This window comes from Rhizobium sp. WYCCWR 11128 (assembly GCF_013416305.1).
Taxonomy (GTDB): Bacteria; Pseudomonadota; Alphaproteobacteria; order Rhizobiales; family Rhizobiaceae; genus Rhizobium; species Rhizobium indicum.
In genome coordinates, this window is sequence record NZ_JACCEZ010000017.1 from 12,970 (window position 1) to 30,582 (window position 17,613).

The following is a 17,613-nucleotide window of genomic DNA, read 5'->3' on the forward strand; positions in this document are numbered from 1 at the left end:
GCTCAGAAAAGCCGTTCGCGAACGTAGATCGTGTCACCTGCGATGATCGGCCCCGATATGTTGATGCGGCCGGTCAGCACCTGTCCATTGATTTTGCGGGTGACATCGACCATGCGCTGGTTGGCGCGGCTGGTGAAGCCGCCGGCAACCGCGATGGCATTTTGCACCGTCATGCCGGGAACATAGGCATACTGGCCGGGCTGGCCGACTTCACCCATGATGAAGACCGAACGGTAGCGATCGACATCGATGGTGACGTCGGGATCGCGAAGATAGCCTTGCTGCAGCTTCTGGGCGATCTGTCCCGAGAGTTGCTGCAGGGTTCGGCCGCGGGCAGGGACCTGGCCGATGAGCGGGAAAGCGACATAGCCGGCCTGATCCACCGTATAGGTATTGGTCAGGCTCTGCTGGTCGAAGACGGTGATGCGCAGCCGATCGCCGCTGTCCAGCGTATAGGGCTGGATGGTGGCCTCGTTGAAGGCCTTCGGCGCCGGCTTGTACGTCGTGCAGCCGCCCAATGCTGCCGTCATGGCTGCAAGGCTCAGGGCCAAAAGGATCTTGGGCTGGACGACAGACATCCGCTTGTGCTCACAAAAATGAACTCGGTGCAGTCGTTATCGATCCGTTAGGGTTAATGCCCGGTAAAGGACGTCTGCAATTTCCCGGTTTCCTTCATCGATCATCGCTCTTCCCGGCGAGATCACCATTAACCGTTGAGTTACCATGGTCGTTTACGCTTACGGCACCTTTGTTGTGGAGTAAGAGCATGTCCGGCGTAGCTCGTGATCAGGATGTGGACATCGACCTCGGCCAGTTGGTCCGTGCGGTCTGGGCGCGCCGTCTGCGGATTTTGACAATCACCCTCGTGGGGGCGGGCGTCGCCTTTGCCGGCGCCAAGATCATGTCGCCGCAATATCGCACCGAAACACGCATCCTCATCGAACCCCGGGCGCCGGCCTTCGCCAGTACGCAGCAGATCAATGACGCCAGCGCCGGCCCGCTGATGGATGAACTGAACATCGCCAGCCAGGTGCAGCTCCTGCAATCGGCCGATCTCCTCAAGAAGGTCATCAACGACCTCAAGCTTTATAACCTGCCGGAATTCGACGATGCCGCCAGCGGCTCGGCGATGAGCAGTATCCTGGTGAAGCTTCACCTGAAGAAGAACCCGCTGGAAAATCCGCCGGAAGAGCGCGTCATCGACGCCTTCGTCGAACGCCTGCAGGTCTATCAGGTGCCGGGTTCACGCGTCATCGGCATCAATTTCACCTCCAAGGACCCGAAGCTCGCCGCCGCCATCCCGAACGCGATGGCGAATGTCTATCTTTCGACCCAGAGCGGCGCCAAGCTCGATTCCAACTCCGAGGCGACCCGCTGGCTGGAGCCGGAGATCGAAGGCCTGCGCCAGAAGGTCAGCGAAGCCGAGAAGAAGGTCGCTGAATACCGCACCTCGCACGGGCTGCTGCAGACGAACGCCACAACCACTTTTCCGGCCCAGCAACTGAACGATATTTCCGCTGAGCTGACCCGCGTGCGGGGCGACAAGGCTAATGCCGAGGCGAGGGCGCAGGCGGTGCGCAACGCACTGTCTTCGGGCGAAGCCTCCGATACGCTGCCTGACATCATGTCCTCCCAGGCGATCCAGCGGCTGAAGGGGACGGAATCCGGCCTGCAGTCGCAGATCTCCGATCTGCAGACCAGCCTTCTCAACAACCATCCGCGGCTGAAAAGCCTGCGCGCCCAGCTCTCCGATATCCGTAGCCAGATTCGCCAGGAGACGCAGAAGATCCTGGCGAGCATCGAGAACGAGTCGAAGGTCGCGGATCTCCGCGCGAGCGAGCTCGAGCGCCAGTCGGACACGGTGCAGGCAAACAGCGCCCGCGCCGGTGAGGACGAGGTCGGTCTCAATGCGCTGGAGCGCGAGGCGAACGCCCAGCGCCAGTTGCTCGAAACTTATCTGGTGCGCTACCGCGAGGCCGCCTCCCGCGCCGACAGCAATTCGAGCCCAGCCGATGCCCGGATCGTTTCCAGGGCCGTCGAGCCGGTCGATCCCTATTTCCCGAAGGTGGTGCCGATCGTCGTCGTCGCTGCCGTCGCGACGCTGATCATGAGCGCCATCGTCATCATGCTGGCCGAACTCTTCAGCGGCCGGGCACTTCGCCCGACAGATGTGGCTTCAGAGACAATCGAGGCAGAAGCAGTCGTCGAGGAGAAACATGTGCCGCAGGCCGCACCGATCGCCGCTGCCGCCGGAAGGCCCGTTCAGCCGAGCATGCTCGCCGTCGTCGCAGACGAAGAGGATACAATCCAGGACGTGAAGGTTGCCGATGAGGCGCCAGAGGACGAGCCGGAGGATGACAATGAATTCTCCGTCGCCTCAGTTGCGGATTATCTCACCGGCAGCCGCGCGCCGCTGGCAATCGCCATATCTCCGACTGGTGATAACGGCTCGGCGGCGACGGTTTCGCTGACCCGAATGCTCGCCGATGCCGGTCACCGCGTTATTCTGATCGATATGACCGGCTCCGGCTACCCCACGGAACTGATGGCCGAGGACCCGGCCGCCCTTGGCGTCACCGATCTGCTTTGCGGCGAGGCGGCCTTCGGCGACACGATCCACGGCGACCGCCTTTCAGACGCCCATCTCATTCCCCAGGGCCAGAGCGACGTGCGCCGCGCCATGCGCGGTGTCGACCGGCTCTCGTTGCTGCTCGATGCACTCGCCGCCGCGTACGATCTCGTGGTGGTCGAATGCGGTTCGGCCGATGTCGCCGGCGTATCGCGGCTGACGCACAGCCGGGACGTCGAGATCATCCTCTCGCTGCCTGAGGTCGAGGAGGCCATTTTCGTTGCATTGATGACGGAATTCCAGGCTGCCGGCTATGAGCGCGTGGTGCTGATGTCGGGCGGCGAAGGGGCCGAGCAGGCACTCGGCCGGGCCGCCTAGTTTTTTGACGGTCAGCCGATCCGTGCCCGGATGCCCTGGGCGAATTTATAAAGCTTCGGGCGCACCTTGATATGCGCCTTGCCGCGGGTGACGAGCCGGTGAGCGGCGCCGGCGACCACGCCGAACGGCGATACCGGCAACACCACGTCGTAATGCGCGGTCTCGACCGGCGCCCAGGAACGCTTGTAGGTCTGGTCGCCGAGGCCGAAATCGAACAGCGCGACGCCCTTGCCATGCAATCCCGAGATGGTCTGCCAATAGAGAAATTCGCCGGGGCTCGTATCCGGCGCGAGCTCTTCATCGATCGCGCCGAACTGGCAGATTATATGGTCGCCCTTGCGCGAAATCCCTGAAATCGCGGCGATCTTACCCTCATGCTCGCCCTTGAGCCGGAGCATATGCATCTGCAGCCCGAAGTACTGCCTGCTGTCGTCCTGCTTGTCGATGAGACCGTGCAGGAAGGTCTGCGTTTCCCTGTCGGCAAAGACGTCGGGCAGGCCGAGGCTGGCGAAGCGGGCGCTTTTCAGGCGGAAGAAGATATCGAGCAGGCCGTGCTGTTCTGCCGATGTCTCGGGAATGACGTATTCGAAGCCGCCGGCCGCCTCTAGACGCTTCGACTGAACACGGAATTTCTTGCGCCGGTTCTTCGCGTTGAGCTGCTTCAGCGTGTCCTCGAAAGCGGGAAGGAACGGCAGCTGATAGGCATGATTCTGGTTCTGCACCATCGGCAGCCCGGCGAGCGGGCTCTCTCGCCCGCGCCATTCGAGCGGAATGTTCTGCAGCAGCAGCAGATCGGCGCGGCCCTTCAGCGCATGCCGGAGCTGGCCGGCGAACTCATGGGGGTCGATGGTCCTGCCGGCTTCGGCAAAGCTCTCTGCGAACAGGCCGGTATTGATATTGCTGTGATCGGCGGCAATGAATTTCGCCGTCCTGAGGCCGCGAGACTTGACGATCTCGATCGGCAGAATGAAGGCGGTCTGACCCGCATGAGTGGCTTTAAGGATCGCAAGCGGCCGCTGGAAGGCGCTCACCCAGGCGGCGCACCAGTCGTAGCTCTGATGCAGGGACTGGAGGTTGTCGCGCTCCAGCGCCCGCCAGTCATCCTCCAGCGGCTGCATCGCGTCGAAGACTTCGATGTCGAGTTGGGTCATGGCGAGTTTCATGCTCAGCTGGCGCAGGCGCGAAATGGCCGTATCGGCCAGCGCCACGTCGTCGGACGGCTGTTCATGGACATCGAGCTGTTGCGTCTGCACGGTCTTCTCCGGTCAAGAATGCTGAACGGGAGGGTAGGTATGCCGGACGTATATTTGGTTTAACCGCAGGCGATGGGCGAGGTTTTCCGCAGATCACGGTTATTCGGCCGTTAATGGGCCTAAAGCATGTCGCGCAAAAGTGTGCCGCGGTTTTTGCGACAACGACATGCGTAAAAACAAAGACCTAAAGCGCGACAAGCGTATCTGAAAGATCGCGACGCGCTTTAGCGCTGCGGTGGCCCGGCCATCCATTTGATGATCACCATCGCCGGCAATACCCAGAGCAGGCCGGTGAGCAGGAAATAGAGCAGATGTCCCCACCAGGGCGCGTTGCCGAGCGTTGCCACCGCGATCGTATTGGCCACCAGCGCATAGACGACCACGAGCACGATGATGAGGATCGTGCCGATGAATTTGCGGAGGCGGACGGGCATCGGTTATCTCTCGGCATGGAGGGGACGAACCGGCGCGACGGCATGCCGCAAAGGTTCGGGGCTTGTTTTGCATGAGCCGGTGGGGCAAATCAACTGCCGGATAGAAGGAGACATCATGGCCGTCGCAAACCCGACCACGGAACAGGCGATCCTGAGCGAAATGCGCAAGCAGAATCGCGACCGCCGCGCCTTGCGCTTCTGGCTCGGCTTCGTGCTTTTGGCGCTTTTCTGTCTCGTGCTCGTCGGCGGCGCCACGCGGCTGACCAATTCCGGCCTGTCGATCACAGAGTGGAAGCCGATCCACGGCGTCATCCCACCGCTGTCGGCCGCCGAATGGGAGGAGGAATTCCGCCTCTACCAGCGCATTCCTGAATTTCAGCAACTGAACAGTTCCATGACCGTCGATGAGTTCAAGGGCATCTTCTGGTGGGAATGGGCGCACCGGCTGATCGCGCGTGCCATTGGCGTGATCTTCGCGCTGCCGCTTATCTATTTCTGGCTGACGGGGCGGATCGAGAAGCGTCTGCGCTGGCCGCTCGTCGGCATCCTGGCGCTCGGCGGCCTGCAGGGGTTTATCGGTTGGTGGATGGTGTCCTCGGGCCTTTCCGTCCGCACCGACGTCAGCCAGTACAGGCTGGCGACGCATCTTGTCATGGCCTGTCTGATCTTTGCCGGCTGCATGTGGATCATGCGCGGTCTCTCCAGACATTCCGACGATCCGGCGCCGACAAGAAGCTCGCACGGTTTTGCCGCCGCGATCGCCATTTTCTCACTGTTCCAGATCTATCTCGGCGCGCTGGTGGCGGGGCTCGACGCTGGTTTTTCCTACAATACCTGGCCGCTGATGGACGGCGCCGTCATCCCTTCCGATCTGCTGATCCAGCAGCCCTTCTGGATCAACGCCTTCGAGAACCCGAAGACGGTGCAGTTCATCCATCGCATCGGCGCCTATACGCTGTTCGCACTGACGTTGATCAACATGGTGATCGCCCTTCGCGCAGCATCTTGGACCACCCATGCACGCCGCGCCATCCTGCTTTTCGTGCTGGTGACGCTGCAGGCAGCGATCGGCATAGCGACGCTGCTGATGCAGGTGCCGCTTCACTGGGGCCTGCTGCATCAGGCCGGCGCGCTTGTGGTTTTCGGCTTCGCCGTCGCCAACTGGCGCGGCTTTTACGGCGAATATCCGCACGGGACGATGATCGCCGAGCGCGATTGACGCGAGCGGCCTTCGCTCCACGGAGGGGTTCTAGCGCAGCACGCCATCGAGCAGCGGCATGCCGATGATCGCGGCGGCGGCGATCAGGACGTAGCAGGCGATGCGGAAGGTCCGTTCCTCGGCAAGCCCGAACAGTTTCGAGCCGCCGTAGAGCCCGACCACGTAACTCGGCAGGATGACGGCGGTGAGCGCGAAGACGGCAGGCACGAACAGTCCGCCGACATAATAGCTGATGGCGCTGAAGACGGACGAGATCGAGAAGTAGAGCACGACATTCGCCCTGACGCGGGTGAAGTCGCTCTTGCCGCCGAGCCAGTAGGCGACGACTGGCGGCCCGCCCAGCTGTGCGGCGCCGCTGAAAAGCCCGGCGATAAGACCGACGCCGCTGCTGATTGGCGCCGAAGGTGCGCCGTGGTAACGCCATCCCGATACGAGAAGCGCGAGCAAGGAGATGGCGATGATCGTGATGCTCCAGCGCAACAGCATCGGGTCGAGCAGCGCCAGCATCGCCGTGCCGGCCGGGACGCCGAGCGCGGCACCCGCCGCCATGACGAAAACCTCGGGTCGGTTGGCGCCGCGCCAGGCCGGCGGGATCATCCCGAGTGTGGCAATGCCGTCGATGACGAGCAGGATCGGTGAGATCAGCTTCGGCCCGACGATCGCGCCGCCGAGCGGAATGAAGATCAATGCGGCGCCGAAACCCGAAAAGCCGCGGGCAAGCCCGGCGATGAAGGCAAATGCCATCAACGCATAGATGCCATGATCGGGCAAGGCTGCGGCAAACCATGCGCCGACGCCAGCGATAAGCGCATCCAGCGTCATGACATCGGCTCCGTGATTCGGGATGGGCAGCGAGGAAGGATGCGGTTTCATAGCCCAATCGTCATCGATGATCGAGCGCGAAAGCGATGCTGCGGCCGCCGATGCAAGCGGCCGCGAGATCATGATGATGAGATCGACACGAAGCTTGAGCGGCATCAGGCCGATGCCGCCGCTCACGCCTTACGAGGCGAGCATCAGGTCCATGTTCTGGACGGCGGCGCCCGACGCCCCCTTGCCGAGATTGTCGAGCAGCGCCACCAAATTGATCTGCGAAGCGCCCGGGGTGCCGAAGACGAAGAGCTTCATCGTGTCCTTGCCTTCGAGCTCGATGGCATTGACGCGGGGCAGGGCCTTACTTTCGGCCAACGGCACGACACTGACGATATCCTGGCCGGCATAATGGGCGACGAGGGCGGCATGGATGCTCTCCATCGTCGTGCCCTCGGCGAGATCGTCGAGATGCAGCGGCACCTGCACGATCATGCCTTGAGCAAACTTGCCGACGGACGGCGAGAAGATCGGCGCGCGGTCGAGCAGGCCGTGCACGGTCATCTCGGGCACATGTTTGTGGGTGAGCGGCAGGCCGTAGAGGAAATGCGGCGCGGTGATCGCATCCGGATGATCCGGGTTCTCCATCTGCGCGATCATCTGCTTGCCGCCGCCGGTATAGCCGGAGACCGCGTTGACCGTAATCGGATAGCCGTCCGGCAGAATGCCGGCGGCGCGCAGCGGCCGGATGAGGCCGATCGCTCCGGTGGGATAGCAGCCGGGATTGGCGACGAAACGGGTGGCAGCGATCTTGTCGGCCTGCTGTTTGTCCATTTCGGCAAAACCATAGGCCCAGCCGGGATTGACGCGGAAGGCGGTCGAGGTGTCGATGACGCGTACATTGTTGTTGGCCGAAACCATCTGCACTGCTTCCTTCGACGCATCGTCGGGCAGGCAGAGAATGGCGATGTCGGCGCCGTTCAGCATGTCCTCGCGCATGGCGGCGTTGCGCCGCTCGGCTTCGGGTATGGACAGAAGTTCGACATCGCGGCGGCCTGCCATGCGCGTGCGGATCTGCAGACCCGTCGTGCCGTGTTCGCCGTCGATGAAGATTTTCGGTGCCATGTTAAACCTGCGCTTTCAATGGGTTCTGAAGGTTTCCGGATTCAGTTTGAGGATGATAGGTCAGCCTTGTGACACGGCGATGGCGCGTCGCTCGGCATGAAGCCCCAGCATATACATCGCCACCGTTGCCCCCGCAATGGCGGTGATATCGGCATGATCGTAGGGCGGCGATACCTCGACGATGTCGGCGCCGCGGATATCGAGCTGGTGCAGACGCTGCAGCACCGAGAGGATCTTGGCGCTCGATGGTCCGCCTGAAACCGGCGTGCCGGTGCCCGGCGCAAAGGCTGGATCGAGGCAATCGATATCGAAGGTGAGATAGGCCGGCGCCCCGCGCGTATGGGAGATGATCGCCGAGGCGATATCGCTGGCGTTCATCTCCTCGACCTGATGACCGTAGAGAATATTGACGCCGCAATCCTCAGGCGCATGGGTGCGGATGCCGATCTGAATGGAGCGGTCGGGATCGATGATACCTTCGCGCGCTGCCCGCGCCACGAAAGAACCGTGGTCGATGCGGCGTTCCTCGTCGAACCAGGTATCCTGGTGCGCGTCGAACTGCACGAGCGCGAGGGGGCCATGTTTTGCCACATGGGCTTTCAGCAGTGGCCAGGTGACGTAATGATCGCCGCCGAGCGTCAACAGGAAGGCGCCGCTGTCGAGGATGACATTCGCCTGGCGTTCGATAGCTGCTGGCGTGTCCTGATGATTGCCATAGTCGAGCAGGCAATCGCCGTAGTCGATCACCGCCATTTCGGCGAAGAGTTCGCGGTTGAAGGGATATTGCGCATCATTGTCGAAGATCGCCGAAGCGCGCCGGATCGCCTGCGGCCCGAAGCGTGTGCCCGGCCTGTTCGATGTCGCAGCATCGAAGGGAATGCCCCAGACGGCGACGTCGACGCCGGCGAGCTCCTTGGTGAAGCGGCGGCGCATGAAAGACAGCGCGCCGGCAAAGGTCGGATCGCTGGCAGCGGAGGTGAGGCTGGTCGCCGTGAAGGCGTGGTCAATCGATCTGTTCGCCAAATCATGCTCCTTTTTCGGTCGCAAAATCATAGTCGCGTTCGATACGGACGCTGCATTGTAGGATCTCCGCACGACGCCAGAGCGTCGGGCGGCGGGTCTCTCGCGAAGGAATTGGCCGATCCCCCGCGCGCAGAAAGGGGTAGGCGAGGTGCGGACGGATTTCAAGCAATCGTTCGGACGACGGCCGCTCGTTATCGTCGAGCGACCGTCATTTGTCCGCTGCCTATCCGGCCAGCTCCCGCAGGCACCACAATCCAGCCAGCGTTGTCAGCGCGGTCGCTGAGACATAGCCCGCGAGCGGCCAGGCGCTGTCACTGCCGAGCAGAATCACGAAGAAGGTTCCGGCAAAGCCGACGATGATGCTCGCGACGCAGGAATAGAGCGCGACCGCCGTCCCGGCCGTATCGCCAAAGGCGTCGAGCGCGCCGTTGGCGGTGACCGCCGTCGCAACGACGATACCGATCGCGATGATCCACATCGGCACGACGAAGCTGACGAGGGAAGGCTGCAGAAACAGCTGTCCAAAGGTAAGCAGCACGGCGCCGAGAAGCAGCATTGCCATGCCTCTGGCAAGGCTGCCTGCAATGCCCCAGCGCATGACGAAACGCTTGGCGAAACGCGCCGTCACGATCATCACCAGCGCCACCGTGGCAAAGATGAAGCTGAAGGCGATGCCGGAAAAACCGGCTTTGTCGATCAGGATACGGGGTGCCGTCGAGAAGAAGACGAAGAAGGCGCCCATCGCCGTGCTGAAGCCGCCCGTATAAACCCAGAAGGGAAGGCTTGTAAGGATCGGGCGGAGAGCGATCTTCGCGGTAACGGCAGGGCGGGTTTCGTGCCATCGCATGCCGGCGTTGAAAAGGGCGGCAACCGCAAGGAGGCCGATGACGAGGAAGATGGCGCGCCAGCCGAAGCGATCCGCGATCAAGGCTCCGATGATCGGGCCGAGTGCGGGCACGAAGGAGAGGATGGATCCGAGAAGGCTATAGATCGTGCTGCTTTCGGGACGCCCGGCGTAGACGTCACGCACGGTTGCGAAAGTTGCAACGAGGGTCGCCGACGCGCCGACTGCCTGCAGCAATCTCAAGACCACGAAGATCGGCGCCGACGAGGAGCCGGCAAGCAGGAAGGATGAAGCGGCAAAGAGTGCAGCACCTCCAAGCAGGACAGGCCGTCGTCCGGCAGTATCGGAAATTGGGCCGAAGACGATCTGGCCGACACCGAGCACGAGCATGTAGAGGCTGAGGGTCAGTTGGATGACCGCCGGCGAAGTGCCGAGCGCCTCCGGCATGACCGGCACGATCGGCAGATAGATATCCATGGCGAGCGAGGCCAGGATGTCGAACGGTGCCATCAGCAGCAAGGCTGCCGGCAGGGGATAGGTCCATTGCTGGATTTTGGGATAAGACATGGGAAAGAACCCGCTCAAATGATTTCATTCGGCGGCGATCTGTCTCTTCATCAGTATCGGGATTGACCGGACAGACGCCGCAACAACAGGGCAGAGTTGTTGCGGCTTATTTGTCTGCGGACTTGGTTGTTCCCATGATTCGACCCTGACTGCGGCTTTGCTCATTTCCGAAGCGCTTTGCCAAGTTTCTACCAGCAGAGCGGGAATGCGACAATGGCATACCGGCACGCTTCCGATTGGTTTAAACAGCGCAAAAAAGGCCGGGTTGCCCCGGCCTTCGTAAATTCCATCTGTCCGAAGCGATTAACGCTTGGAGAACTGGAACGAGCGGCGGGCCTTTGCCTTGCCGTACTTCTTGCGTTCGACGACGCGGCTGTCGCGGGTCAGGAAGCCGCCCTTCTTCAGTACCGCGCGCAGGCCCGGTTCGAAGTAGGTAAGCGCCTTGGACACGCCATGGCGAACGGCACCGGCCTGGCCGGAGAGGCCGCCGCCGGCAACGGTTGCGACGATGTCAAACTGGCCGTCACGGGCAGCCGCAACGATCGGCTGGCGCAGGATCATCTGCAGCACCGGACGGGCGAAATATTCCGCGAATTCCTTGCCGTTGACGGTGATCTTGCCGGAGCCCGGCTTGACCCAGACGCGGGCGACGGCGTTCTTGCGCTTGCCGGTCGCGTAGGAGCGGCCGAGCGAGTCGACCTTGCGGACGTGGGCCGGAGCAGCAGCTTCGGAAACCGTGCCGAGATCCTTCAGGGAGGAGAGGTCAGCCATATCAGGCGCTCCTTACGTTCTTTTTGTTGAGCGCGGCAACGTCGAGGGCGACCGGCTGCTGGGCTTCATGGGGATGGTTGGAGCCGGCGTAAACGCGCAGGTTCTTCATCTGGCGACGGCCGAGCGGGCCACGCGGAACCATGCGTTCGACGGCCTTTTCGAGGACGCGCTCCGGGAAGCGGCCTTCGATGATCTGGCGTGCGCTGCGTTCCTTGATGCCGCCGGCATAACCGGTGTGCCAGTAGTAGACCTTGTCGGAATACTTCTTGCCGGTGAAAACGACCTTTTCGGCATTGATGACGATGACGTTGTCGCCGTCGTCAACGTGAGGCGTGAAGGTTGCCTTGTGCTTGCCGCGCAGGCGCATAGCGATGATGGAAGCGAGACGGCCAACGACCAGCCCTTCGGCGTCGATGATCACCCACTTCTTCTCCACCTCTGCAGGCTTCTGGGAGAAGGTTGCCATAGTGAATACTCTCTTTTGGGACCCTTGGCCCGAGGGCTTGAAGGGCGTTTCTTGTTGCTTGGATTGGCAGGCTTTAGGCATGCCAAAAAGAAAGCAGCCCGGACAGGCTGCGTTCTGGCGCGGTGTATAAAGGCAATATGACATTGGGTCAATATCGACGTCCCGAAGGTTTGGAAAAATTTTGAAGTAAAAACAAATACTTAGATATGTGGTATTTTGATACCGCATATTTCTGCAGCCGCGAACTGCTGCGTCTGACGTTTTTCACGTCGTCTCTGCCGGTTTGAAATCGCGTCCCCGGTCGAAAGCGGCACTCACCCTTTGAACGCGCGCAGGCATTTCATCATCTCGCGAAGGCCGCGTGTCAGATGTTTGTCCCGGCGCAGAACCATGCCGAGGCGGCGCGTGAGCCGCGGGTTCAGCGATGCAGTCGTCACGAGGCCGGCGCGGTCGCGCTTCAGCGCCAGACCCGGCAGGATCGACCAGCCGAGCCCCACGGCCACCAGCTCCTTGATGGCCTCGATGCTGCCGAACTCCATCGTAGGCCGGATCCTGGTATCCGGTGCAGCCAGCCACGCGTCGATTGCGCGCCTGGTATTGCCACCCTCATAAAGCAGCAGCGTCCTGTCGCGCATGAAGGCGGCGTCCGGTCCGCCTTCGGGCATGAGGCTGCCCGCAGGCGCGACGGCCAGCAATTCCTCCTCGTAGAACGGCTCGATCTCGAAGTTCCGTCCCGATGCCGGCAGGGCGACGACGGCGATATCGAGGCTGTTGGCCTCCAGATCGCGCAGAATGTCATCGGCATCGCCGATGCGCACGGTGATTTCGAGGCCGGGCATGGATTTTCTGGCGACGGCGATGGCGGGAGGAAGCAGATGGATCGACGCCGTGCCGCCGCTGCCGATGCGCACACGGCCGCTGGCGCCATCTCTATACGGCATCATCGCTTCTTCCGCGGCGGCCGATTCCTGAAGCAGTCGCCTTGCATGCACGAGCAGGTCGAGGCCAGCCGCGGTCGGCTGCGCCCGCCGCCCGACACGCTCGATCAGCCGGACGCCGAGCCGCTGCTCGAGCCCCTTCACCTGCAGGCTGACGGCCGGCTGCGTCAGGCCTTCCTTGTCGGCCGCAGCCGTAAAGCTTCCGAGCTCGGCGACGTTGACAAAGGCGGCAAGCTGATCGAGGTGGAGAGGCATACAAAAGAGATCCTTATGCATATCATAATATCCATAAGCTTCTTTCGCGGCATCTTCCAGCGCATCTTTCATCCGTTGAAGAAAGGAAGAAGAGATGGCCCTGGAATTAAGCGGGATCCTTGACACACCTCGCGATATCGTTCGGTCGAGACTTCGCGGCATGGCGCGCTGGAGCCTGCGGCTGCTGATGACGATCGAACATCACCTCGAAAAGCGCCGCAGCCGCCGCACGCTTTTGGAACTCACCGACGACGAGCTGTGCGATGTCGGTCTGACCCGTGCGCAGGCGAGCGCAGAAACATCGAAGTCGTGGTTCTGGTCCTGACGGCAACGGTCTCTGCGGGGAGTGTGGATCCTGCTCGAAATTTCCGGCGCCTTGTGGCAAAACGTCTGCCTGGAATCGAGCGCAGGGAGCAGCATCATGGCCGAAATCGTATCCTTCCGGAAGGACGCCGCCGGAGCGGAAGAGGGCGGCATGCTGACCCGCTCGCTGCGCGACGGCGTGCTGCGGCTCGTGCTCAACAACCCACCGGCCAATGTGCTTTCGATCGCGCTTCTCGAAGCGCTGATGCAAGAACTCGAGACGGCCGGGGCGGAGCCGGATGTGCGCGTCGTCGTCATCGCCTCGACCGGCAATGTCTTTTCCGCCGGGCATGATCTCAAGGAACTCACCGCCCATCGCGCCGATGAAGATCAGGGGGGCGGTTTCTTCGAAAGGTCCTTCCGGCTCTGCGCCGATCTGATGCTGAAGATCGCGCATCTGCCGAAGCCTGTCATCGCCGAGATCGACGGGCTTGCAACGGCTGCGGGCTGCCAGCTCGTTGCCTCCTGCGATCTGGCGATCTGCACGGACAATTCGACATTCTGTACGCCGGGCGTCAACATCGGCCTGTTCTGTTCGACGCCGATGGTGGCCGTTTCCCGTGCCGCGCACCGCAAGCAGGCGATGGAGATGCTGCTGACCGGCGAGACGATCGACGCCTCGACCGCCAAGGACTTCGGCCTCGTCAACCGTATCGTGCCAAAGCAGTATCTGGCGCAGGTGGTTTCCAAATATGCGGCTGTGATCGCCAGCAAGTCGCCACTGACACTGAAGATCGGCAAGGAAGCCTTCAACCGGCAGCTCGAACTGCCGGTGGAGGCGGCATATGATTATGCCGCCAGGGTGATGGTCGAGAACATGCTGACTGAGGATGCGCAGGAAGGGATCGGCGCCTTCCTCGGCAAGCGCAAGGCCGAATGGACAGGTGAGTGATCACGCCAGTTTCAGAAGCAGCCCGCCGATCGCGATGACGACGCCGGCGACGTAGCGCCAGATGCTGGCTTTTTCCTTGAAGACGGTGATCGAGATCACCAGTGCAAACAGGATTGCGGTTTCGCGCAAGGCTGCGACGGTCGCGACCGGGGCTTTCGTCATCGCCCAAAGTGCCAGCCCGTAGGAAGCGATCGAGCCGGCGCCGCCGATAAGGCCGCGCCACCAGTTGCGGCGAACGTGACGCACGACCGCGAAAGCGCCGCGCTGGGATGCTGCCCAGGAAAACAGCAGCAGCGGCGGCAGCAGCGACATCCACAAAGTGTAGGAAACCGCATTGCCGGAGATGCGCGCGCCGATTCCGTCGACATAGGTGTAGCTGGCGATGACGCAGGCATTGGCAAGCGAGAGGATGACGGCGCGGCTGCTGCCGCGCCGCGCCTCGAGGGCAAGTGTCAGCACGCCGGCCGAGATCGTCATCGTGCCCGCAAGGGCGCCGCCGGAAAGATTTTCCTTCAGGATGAAACCGCTTGTCGCAGCGATCAGCAGCGGCGCGCAGCCACGCATCAGCGGATAGACAAGGCCGATATCGCCGGCCCGGTAGGCGGCGGCGACCAGCTGGAAATAGGCGAACTGCAGGATGGCAGAGGCGCCGATGAACGGCCAGGCCGAGGCGTGCGGCAACGGCAGGAATGGCAGGAACGGCAATGCCGAAACCGCGCCGCCGGCCGAGATCAGCGCCGCATCGAGGGACTTATCGCTCCCCGCCTTGATGATGGCGTTCCATGTCGCGTGCAGCAGTGCGCCGAAGAGAACGAGCAGGATGACGTCGAGAGGCAAGGGAGTAATCCGGAAAGGATGAGAGGAAGCGGAACACGCCTCGCCTTCGGCGTTTCAAATTCGTGAAAAGACAACTGGGATTTGCACGAAATTGCATGGCGGCGGTCGCTTACGTGTCCATATGACGAATAGCATCCTTTCAGGAGGTGAACAATGGCGACCCATTGGAGCAATTTTTACGTGCGCGCGACATGCGTTCAATCCACGCGATCCTTTCAACTATGAGATGTTTCTAATGGATGGGGGAACAAAGAGTGGCTTTATCGAGAACAAAAAGAGAAAATACCTGCAGGAATTCGACAACTGATTATTCTATGGTGCTGAAATATAGATATTATTCTATAACTTTGACATAAGGGAAAATTAAAGCTTGTGATTGTGTAATCATCGCGAAATCGCAGCGCGGGATTGATCTCAAACCTTTCGCAACCGCGAAAGGCGTACTGTTCCTGCGCCCGACATGACGGCGAAAAACATCATAGCTGATGATGCGGAACGAAGAGCATCCCGTCAAGGTTGTCGATGTTCTGGCAGTTCAGCACTTGGCAGCGGGGAGTGTCTTTTGAAGGGATATATGTCCATTCCGCATAATCGGTCGCGTCGCAATAATTGCTGTTGCGGACATAGCGATCGTAGAGCGGCAAGCCACGGGGAGACTGGTAGCGGAAGATGACCGCGCCCTGATTGTGGATGGCGGCACGCACGCTGGCACAGCTCATGGTTAGCGGATTGTAGCGCGAGATCGCCAGCGCCGGCGATGTGGCCAGCACGAGCATGAGGGCAAGAGCGACTTTTTTCATCGAATCATCCTCAGGGAGTATCCAATTCATATATACGGAAAAGATGCCCAGTCGGTTTCACGGACACGCAAAAAAATATGCCGGCCGCGCCGAAGGGCTTTCGGGAGTGGAGAAATGGACATGAATCACGACGCCTACACGGATGATTACCTCGCCGGAATCCTGCATTCTGTAAAGACCATCGCGCTGACCGGCGCTTCGCCCAATCCGGCCCGGCCGAGCAACGGCGTCATGGGCTATCTGCTGTCGCGCGGCTACGAGGTCATTCCTGTCAATCCGGGGCAGGCGGGCAAACAGATCCAGGGCCGTACCGTGTATGCCCGGCTCGCCGACATTCCCGTGCCGATCGACATGGTCGACGTCTTTCGCGCCTCCGAATATCTGGACGGGGTCGTCGAGGAGGCGCTGGCGCTGAGGCCGCTGCCGAAGATCATCTGGTCTCAGCTTGGTGTCCGCGACGATGCGGCTGCGGCAAAGGCGGAGGCCGCCGGCATCCAGGTGGTGATGAATCGCTGCCCGGCGATCGAGTATCCCCGTCTTATTGCCTGAGTTGCGGTCCTCGGAGACGGATTTTCCACCGAACGCCCACGGGTTGAAACGGATCGCGATTAACTTTCGCAAGCGACCGGCTATGATCCTGCCCGTCAGCAACAACTGGAGGACGACATGGCCAAGAACGATCCGGGATTCAACACGTTGGCGATCCATGCCGGTGCGCAGCCCGACCCGACGACTGGCGCGCGGGTAACGCCGATCTACCAGACGACCGCTTTCGTCTTCAATGATTCCGATCATGCCGCCGCCCTTTTCGGCCTGCAGGCCTTCGGCAACATCTACACCCGCATCATGAACCCGACGCAGGCCGTGCTCGAGGAGCGTGTCGCAGCGCTCGAGGGCGGCACCGCAGCCCTTGCCGTCGCCTCCGGCCATGCGGCGCAGGTGATCGTCTTCCACAATATCATGCGCCCCGGCGAGAATTTCATCGCTGCCCGCCAGCTCTACGGCGGCTCGATCAACCAGTTCGGCCATGCCTTCGAGAATTTTGGCTGGCAGGTGCGCTGGGCCGATGCCGCCGATCCGGCAAGCTTCGAAAGCCAGATCGACGACAAGACGCGCGGCATCTTCATCGAGAGCCTCGCCAATCCCGGCGGCACTTTCGTCGATATCGCCGCCATCGCCGACGTCGCGCATCGCAACGGCCTGCCGCTGATCGTCGACAATACGATGGCAACGCCTTATTTCATCCGTCCGATCGAGCACGGCGCCGACATCGTCGTGCATTCACTGACGAAGTTTCTCGGCGGCCACGGCAATTCCATGGGCGGCCTCATCGTCGACGGCGGCACCTTCGACTGGTCAAAATCCGGCAATTATCCGATGCTGTCGAGCCCGCGGCCGGAATATAACGGCATGGTGCTGCATGCGACTTTCGGCAATTTCGCCTTTGCGATCGCTGCCCGTGTGCTCGGCCTGCGCGACCTCGGGCCGGCGATCTCGCCCTTCAACGCTTTCCTGATCCTGACCGGCATCGAGACGCTGCCGCTCAGGATGCAGCGCCACAGCGACAATGCGATCGCCGTCGCGAAGTGGCTGAAGGCGCACAGCAAGATTGCCTGGGTGAACTATGCCGGCCTCGACGACGACCCGAACCACGCCCTGCAGCAGCGCTACTCGCCGAAGGGCGCCGGCTCCGTCTTCACCTTCGGCGTCAAGGGCGGCTATGAGGCGGGCAAGACGCTGGTCGAGGGGCTGGAGCTCTTCTCCCATCTTGCCAATATCGGCGACACCCGTTCGCTCGTCATCCATCCGGCCTCGACGACGCACCGGCAGTTGACAGACGAGCAGAGGATCGCTGCCGGCGCAGGCCCTGACGTGGTGCGCCTCTCCGTCGGCATCGAGGACGTCAAGGACATCATCGCCGATCTCGAACAGGCACTCTCGAAGATCTGATGTGGTTCGCAACAAACGTTTTTAATTTCGCAGATGATGTTTGTCGGCATACAGCCATAAAATCAGCGCCGAGGCGACGATCGCGCAGCCATACGGTCGTAACGATCAAGCGTGAGCGC

At 61.6% G+C, this 17,613-nt stretch carries 18 protein-coding genes; 6 read left to right on the forward strand and 12 right to left on the reverse strand.

What is annotated here, in order from left to right; translation table 11 throughout:
- Window positions 1–2 precede the first annotated feature (2 nt).
- The gene (locus tag HX898_RS31055) at window positions 3–578 is read right to left on the reverse strand and encodes a polysaccharide biosynthesis/export family protein (protein ID WP_003558401.1); all 576 of its coding nucleotides are present in this window, start codon (window positions 576–578) and stop codon (window positions 3–5) included.
- Window positions 579–766: 188 nt separating this feature from the next.
- On the opposite strand from HX898_RS31055, the gene HX898_RS31060 reads away from it, so the two are divergent.
- Window positions 767–2,947: an exopolysaccharide transport family protein gene (locus HX898_RS31060; RefSeq protein WP_180196675.1), complete on the forward strand. Its 2,181-nt coding sequence runs from the start codon at window positions 767–769 to the stop codon at window positions 2,945–2,947.
- Between the two features lie 11 nt (window positions 2,948–2,958).
- On the opposite strand, the gene HX898_RS31065 is transcribed toward HX898_RS31060, so the two are convergent.
- Together HX898_RS31065 and HX898_RS31070 are read right to left on the reverse strand one after the other, a co-directional pair.
- On the reverse strand, window positions 2,959–4,200 hold the full coding sequence (locus HX898_RS31065; protein ID WP_180196676.1) for a GNAT family N-acetyltransferase: 1,242 nt from the start codon (window positions 4,198–4,200) through the stop codon (window positions 2,959–2,961).
- A gap of 224 nt (window positions 4,201–4,424) precedes the next feature.
- On the reverse strand, window positions 4,425–4,634 hold the full coding sequence (locus HX898_RS31070) for a DUF2842 domain-containing protein (RefSeq protein ID WP_003547289.1): 210 nt from the start codon (window positions 4,632–4,634) through the stop codon (window positions 4,425–4,427).
- A gap of 115 nt (window positions 4,635–4,749) precedes the next feature.
- Between HX898_RS31070 and HX898_RS31075 the strand changes: the two genes are divergently transcribed.
- Entirely contained in the window at window positions 4,750–5,853 is a 1,104-nt protein-coding gene (locus tag HX898_RS31075) for a COX15/CtaA family protein (protein ID WP_180196677.1), read from the forward strand.
- A gap of 30 nt (window positions 5,854–5,883) precedes the next feature.
- On the opposite strand, the gene HX898_RS31080 is transcribed toward HX898_RS31075, so the two are convergent.
- The 7 genes from HX898_RS31080 to HX898_RS31110 all read right to left on the reverse strand — a co-directional run bounded on the left by HX898_RS31080 (window position 5,884) and on the right by HX898_RS31110 (window position 12,673).
- A complete protein-coding gene (locus HX898_RS31080; RefSeq protein WP_180196704.1) occupies window positions 5,884–6,675 on the reverse strand; it encodes a sulfite exporter TauE/SafE family protein in 792 nt (263 codons plus the stop codon).
- A gap of 180 nt (window positions 6,676–6,855) precedes the next feature.
- Window positions 6,856–7,788, reverse strand: a complete 933-nt coding sequence (gene argC, locus HX898_RS31085) for an N-acetyl-gamma-glutamyl-phosphate reductase (protein WP_180196678.1) — start codon at window positions 7,786–7,788, stop codon at window positions 6,856–6,858.
- 60 nt (window positions 7,789–7,848) lie between these two features.
- Window positions 7,849–8,811: an agmatinase gene (speB, locus tag HX898_RS31090; RefSeq protein ID WP_180196679.1), complete on the reverse strand. Its 963-nt coding sequence runs from the start codon at window positions 8,809–8,811 to the stop codon at window positions 7,849–7,851.
- Window positions 8,812–9,034: 223 nt separating this feature from the next.
- Window positions 9,035–10,222 (reverse strand): CmlA/FloR family chloramphenicol efflux MFS transporter, encoded by a 1,188-nt coding sequence (gene cml, locus HX898_RS31095; RefSeq protein ID WP_180196680.1) that lies wholly within the window; start codon window positions 10,220–10,222, stop codon window positions 9,035–9,037.
- Window positions 10,223–10,525: 303 nt separating this feature from the next.
- Complete coding sequence (gene rpsI / locus HX898_RS31100; RefSeq protein WP_003558419.1) at window positions 10,526–10,993, reverse strand: 30S ribosomal protein S9; 468 nt, start codon at window positions 10,991–10,993, stop codon at window positions 10,526–10,528.
- 1 nt (window position 10,994) lies between these two features.
- On the reverse strand, window positions 10,995–11,459 hold the full coding sequence (rplM, locus tag HX898_RS31105; RefSeq protein WP_003558420.1) for a 50S ribosomal protein L13: 465 nt from the start codon (window positions 11,457–11,459) through the stop codon (window positions 10,995–10,997).
- A gap of 314 nt (window positions 11,460–11,773) precedes the next feature.
- Entirely contained in the window at window positions 11,774–12,673 is a 900-nt protein-coding gene (locus HX898_RS31110; RefSeq protein WP_180196681.1) for a LysR family transcriptional regulator, read from the reverse strand.
- A gap of 73 nt (window positions 12,674–12,746) precedes the next feature.
- Between HX898_RS31110 and HX898_RS31115 the strand changes: the two genes are divergently transcribed.
- The gene (locus HX898_RS31115) at window positions 12,747–12,977 is read left to right on the forward strand and encodes a DUF1127 domain-containing protein (RefSeq protein WP_138328276.1); all 231 of its coding nucleotides are present in this window, start codon (window positions 12,747–12,749) and stop codon (window positions 12,975–12,977) included.
- Between the two features lie 96 nt (window positions 12,978–13,073).
- Complete coding sequence (locus tag HX898_RS31120; RefSeq protein ID WP_138387565.1) at window positions 13,074–13,907, forward strand: enoyl-CoA hydratase; 834 nt, start codon at window positions 13,074–13,076, stop codon at window positions 13,905–13,907.
- On the opposite strand, the gene HX898_RS31125 is transcribed toward HX898_RS31120, so the two are convergent.
- Both HX898_RS31125 and HX898_RS31130 read right to left on the reverse strand, forming a co-directional pair.
- Complete coding sequence (locus HX898_RS31125; RefSeq protein WP_138387564.1) at window positions 13,908–14,744, reverse strand: EamA family transporter; 837 nt, start codon at window positions 14,742–14,744, stop codon at window positions 13,908–13,910. It abuts the gene before it with no gap.
- A gap of 476 nt (window positions 14,745–15,220) precedes the next feature.
- Window positions 15,221–15,544: a hypothetical protein gene (locus tag HX898_RS31130; RefSeq protein WP_138387563.1), complete on the reverse strand. Its 324-nt coding sequence runs from the start codon at window positions 15,542–15,544 to the stop codon at window positions 15,221–15,223.
- A 120-nt stretch (window positions 15,545–15,664) separates the two neighbouring features.
- Between HX898_RS31130 and HX898_RS31135 the strand changes: the two genes are divergently transcribed.
- Both HX898_RS31135 and HX898_RS31140 read left to right on the forward strand, forming a co-directional pair.
- Window positions 15,665–16,093, forward strand: coding sequence for a CoA-binding protein (locus HX898_RS31135; RefSeq protein WP_033180348.1), 429 nt, complete (start codon window positions 15,665–15,667; stop codon window positions 16,091–16,093).
- Between the two features lie 117 nt (window positions 16,094–16,210).
- Window positions 16,211–17,494 (forward strand): O-acetylhomoserine aminocarboxypropyltransferase, encoded by a 1,284-nt coding sequence (locus tag HX898_RS31140; protein WP_064649120.1) that lies wholly within the window; start codon window positions 16,211–16,213, stop codon window positions 17,492–17,494.
- Window positions 17,495–17,613: the final 119 nt, after the last annotated feature.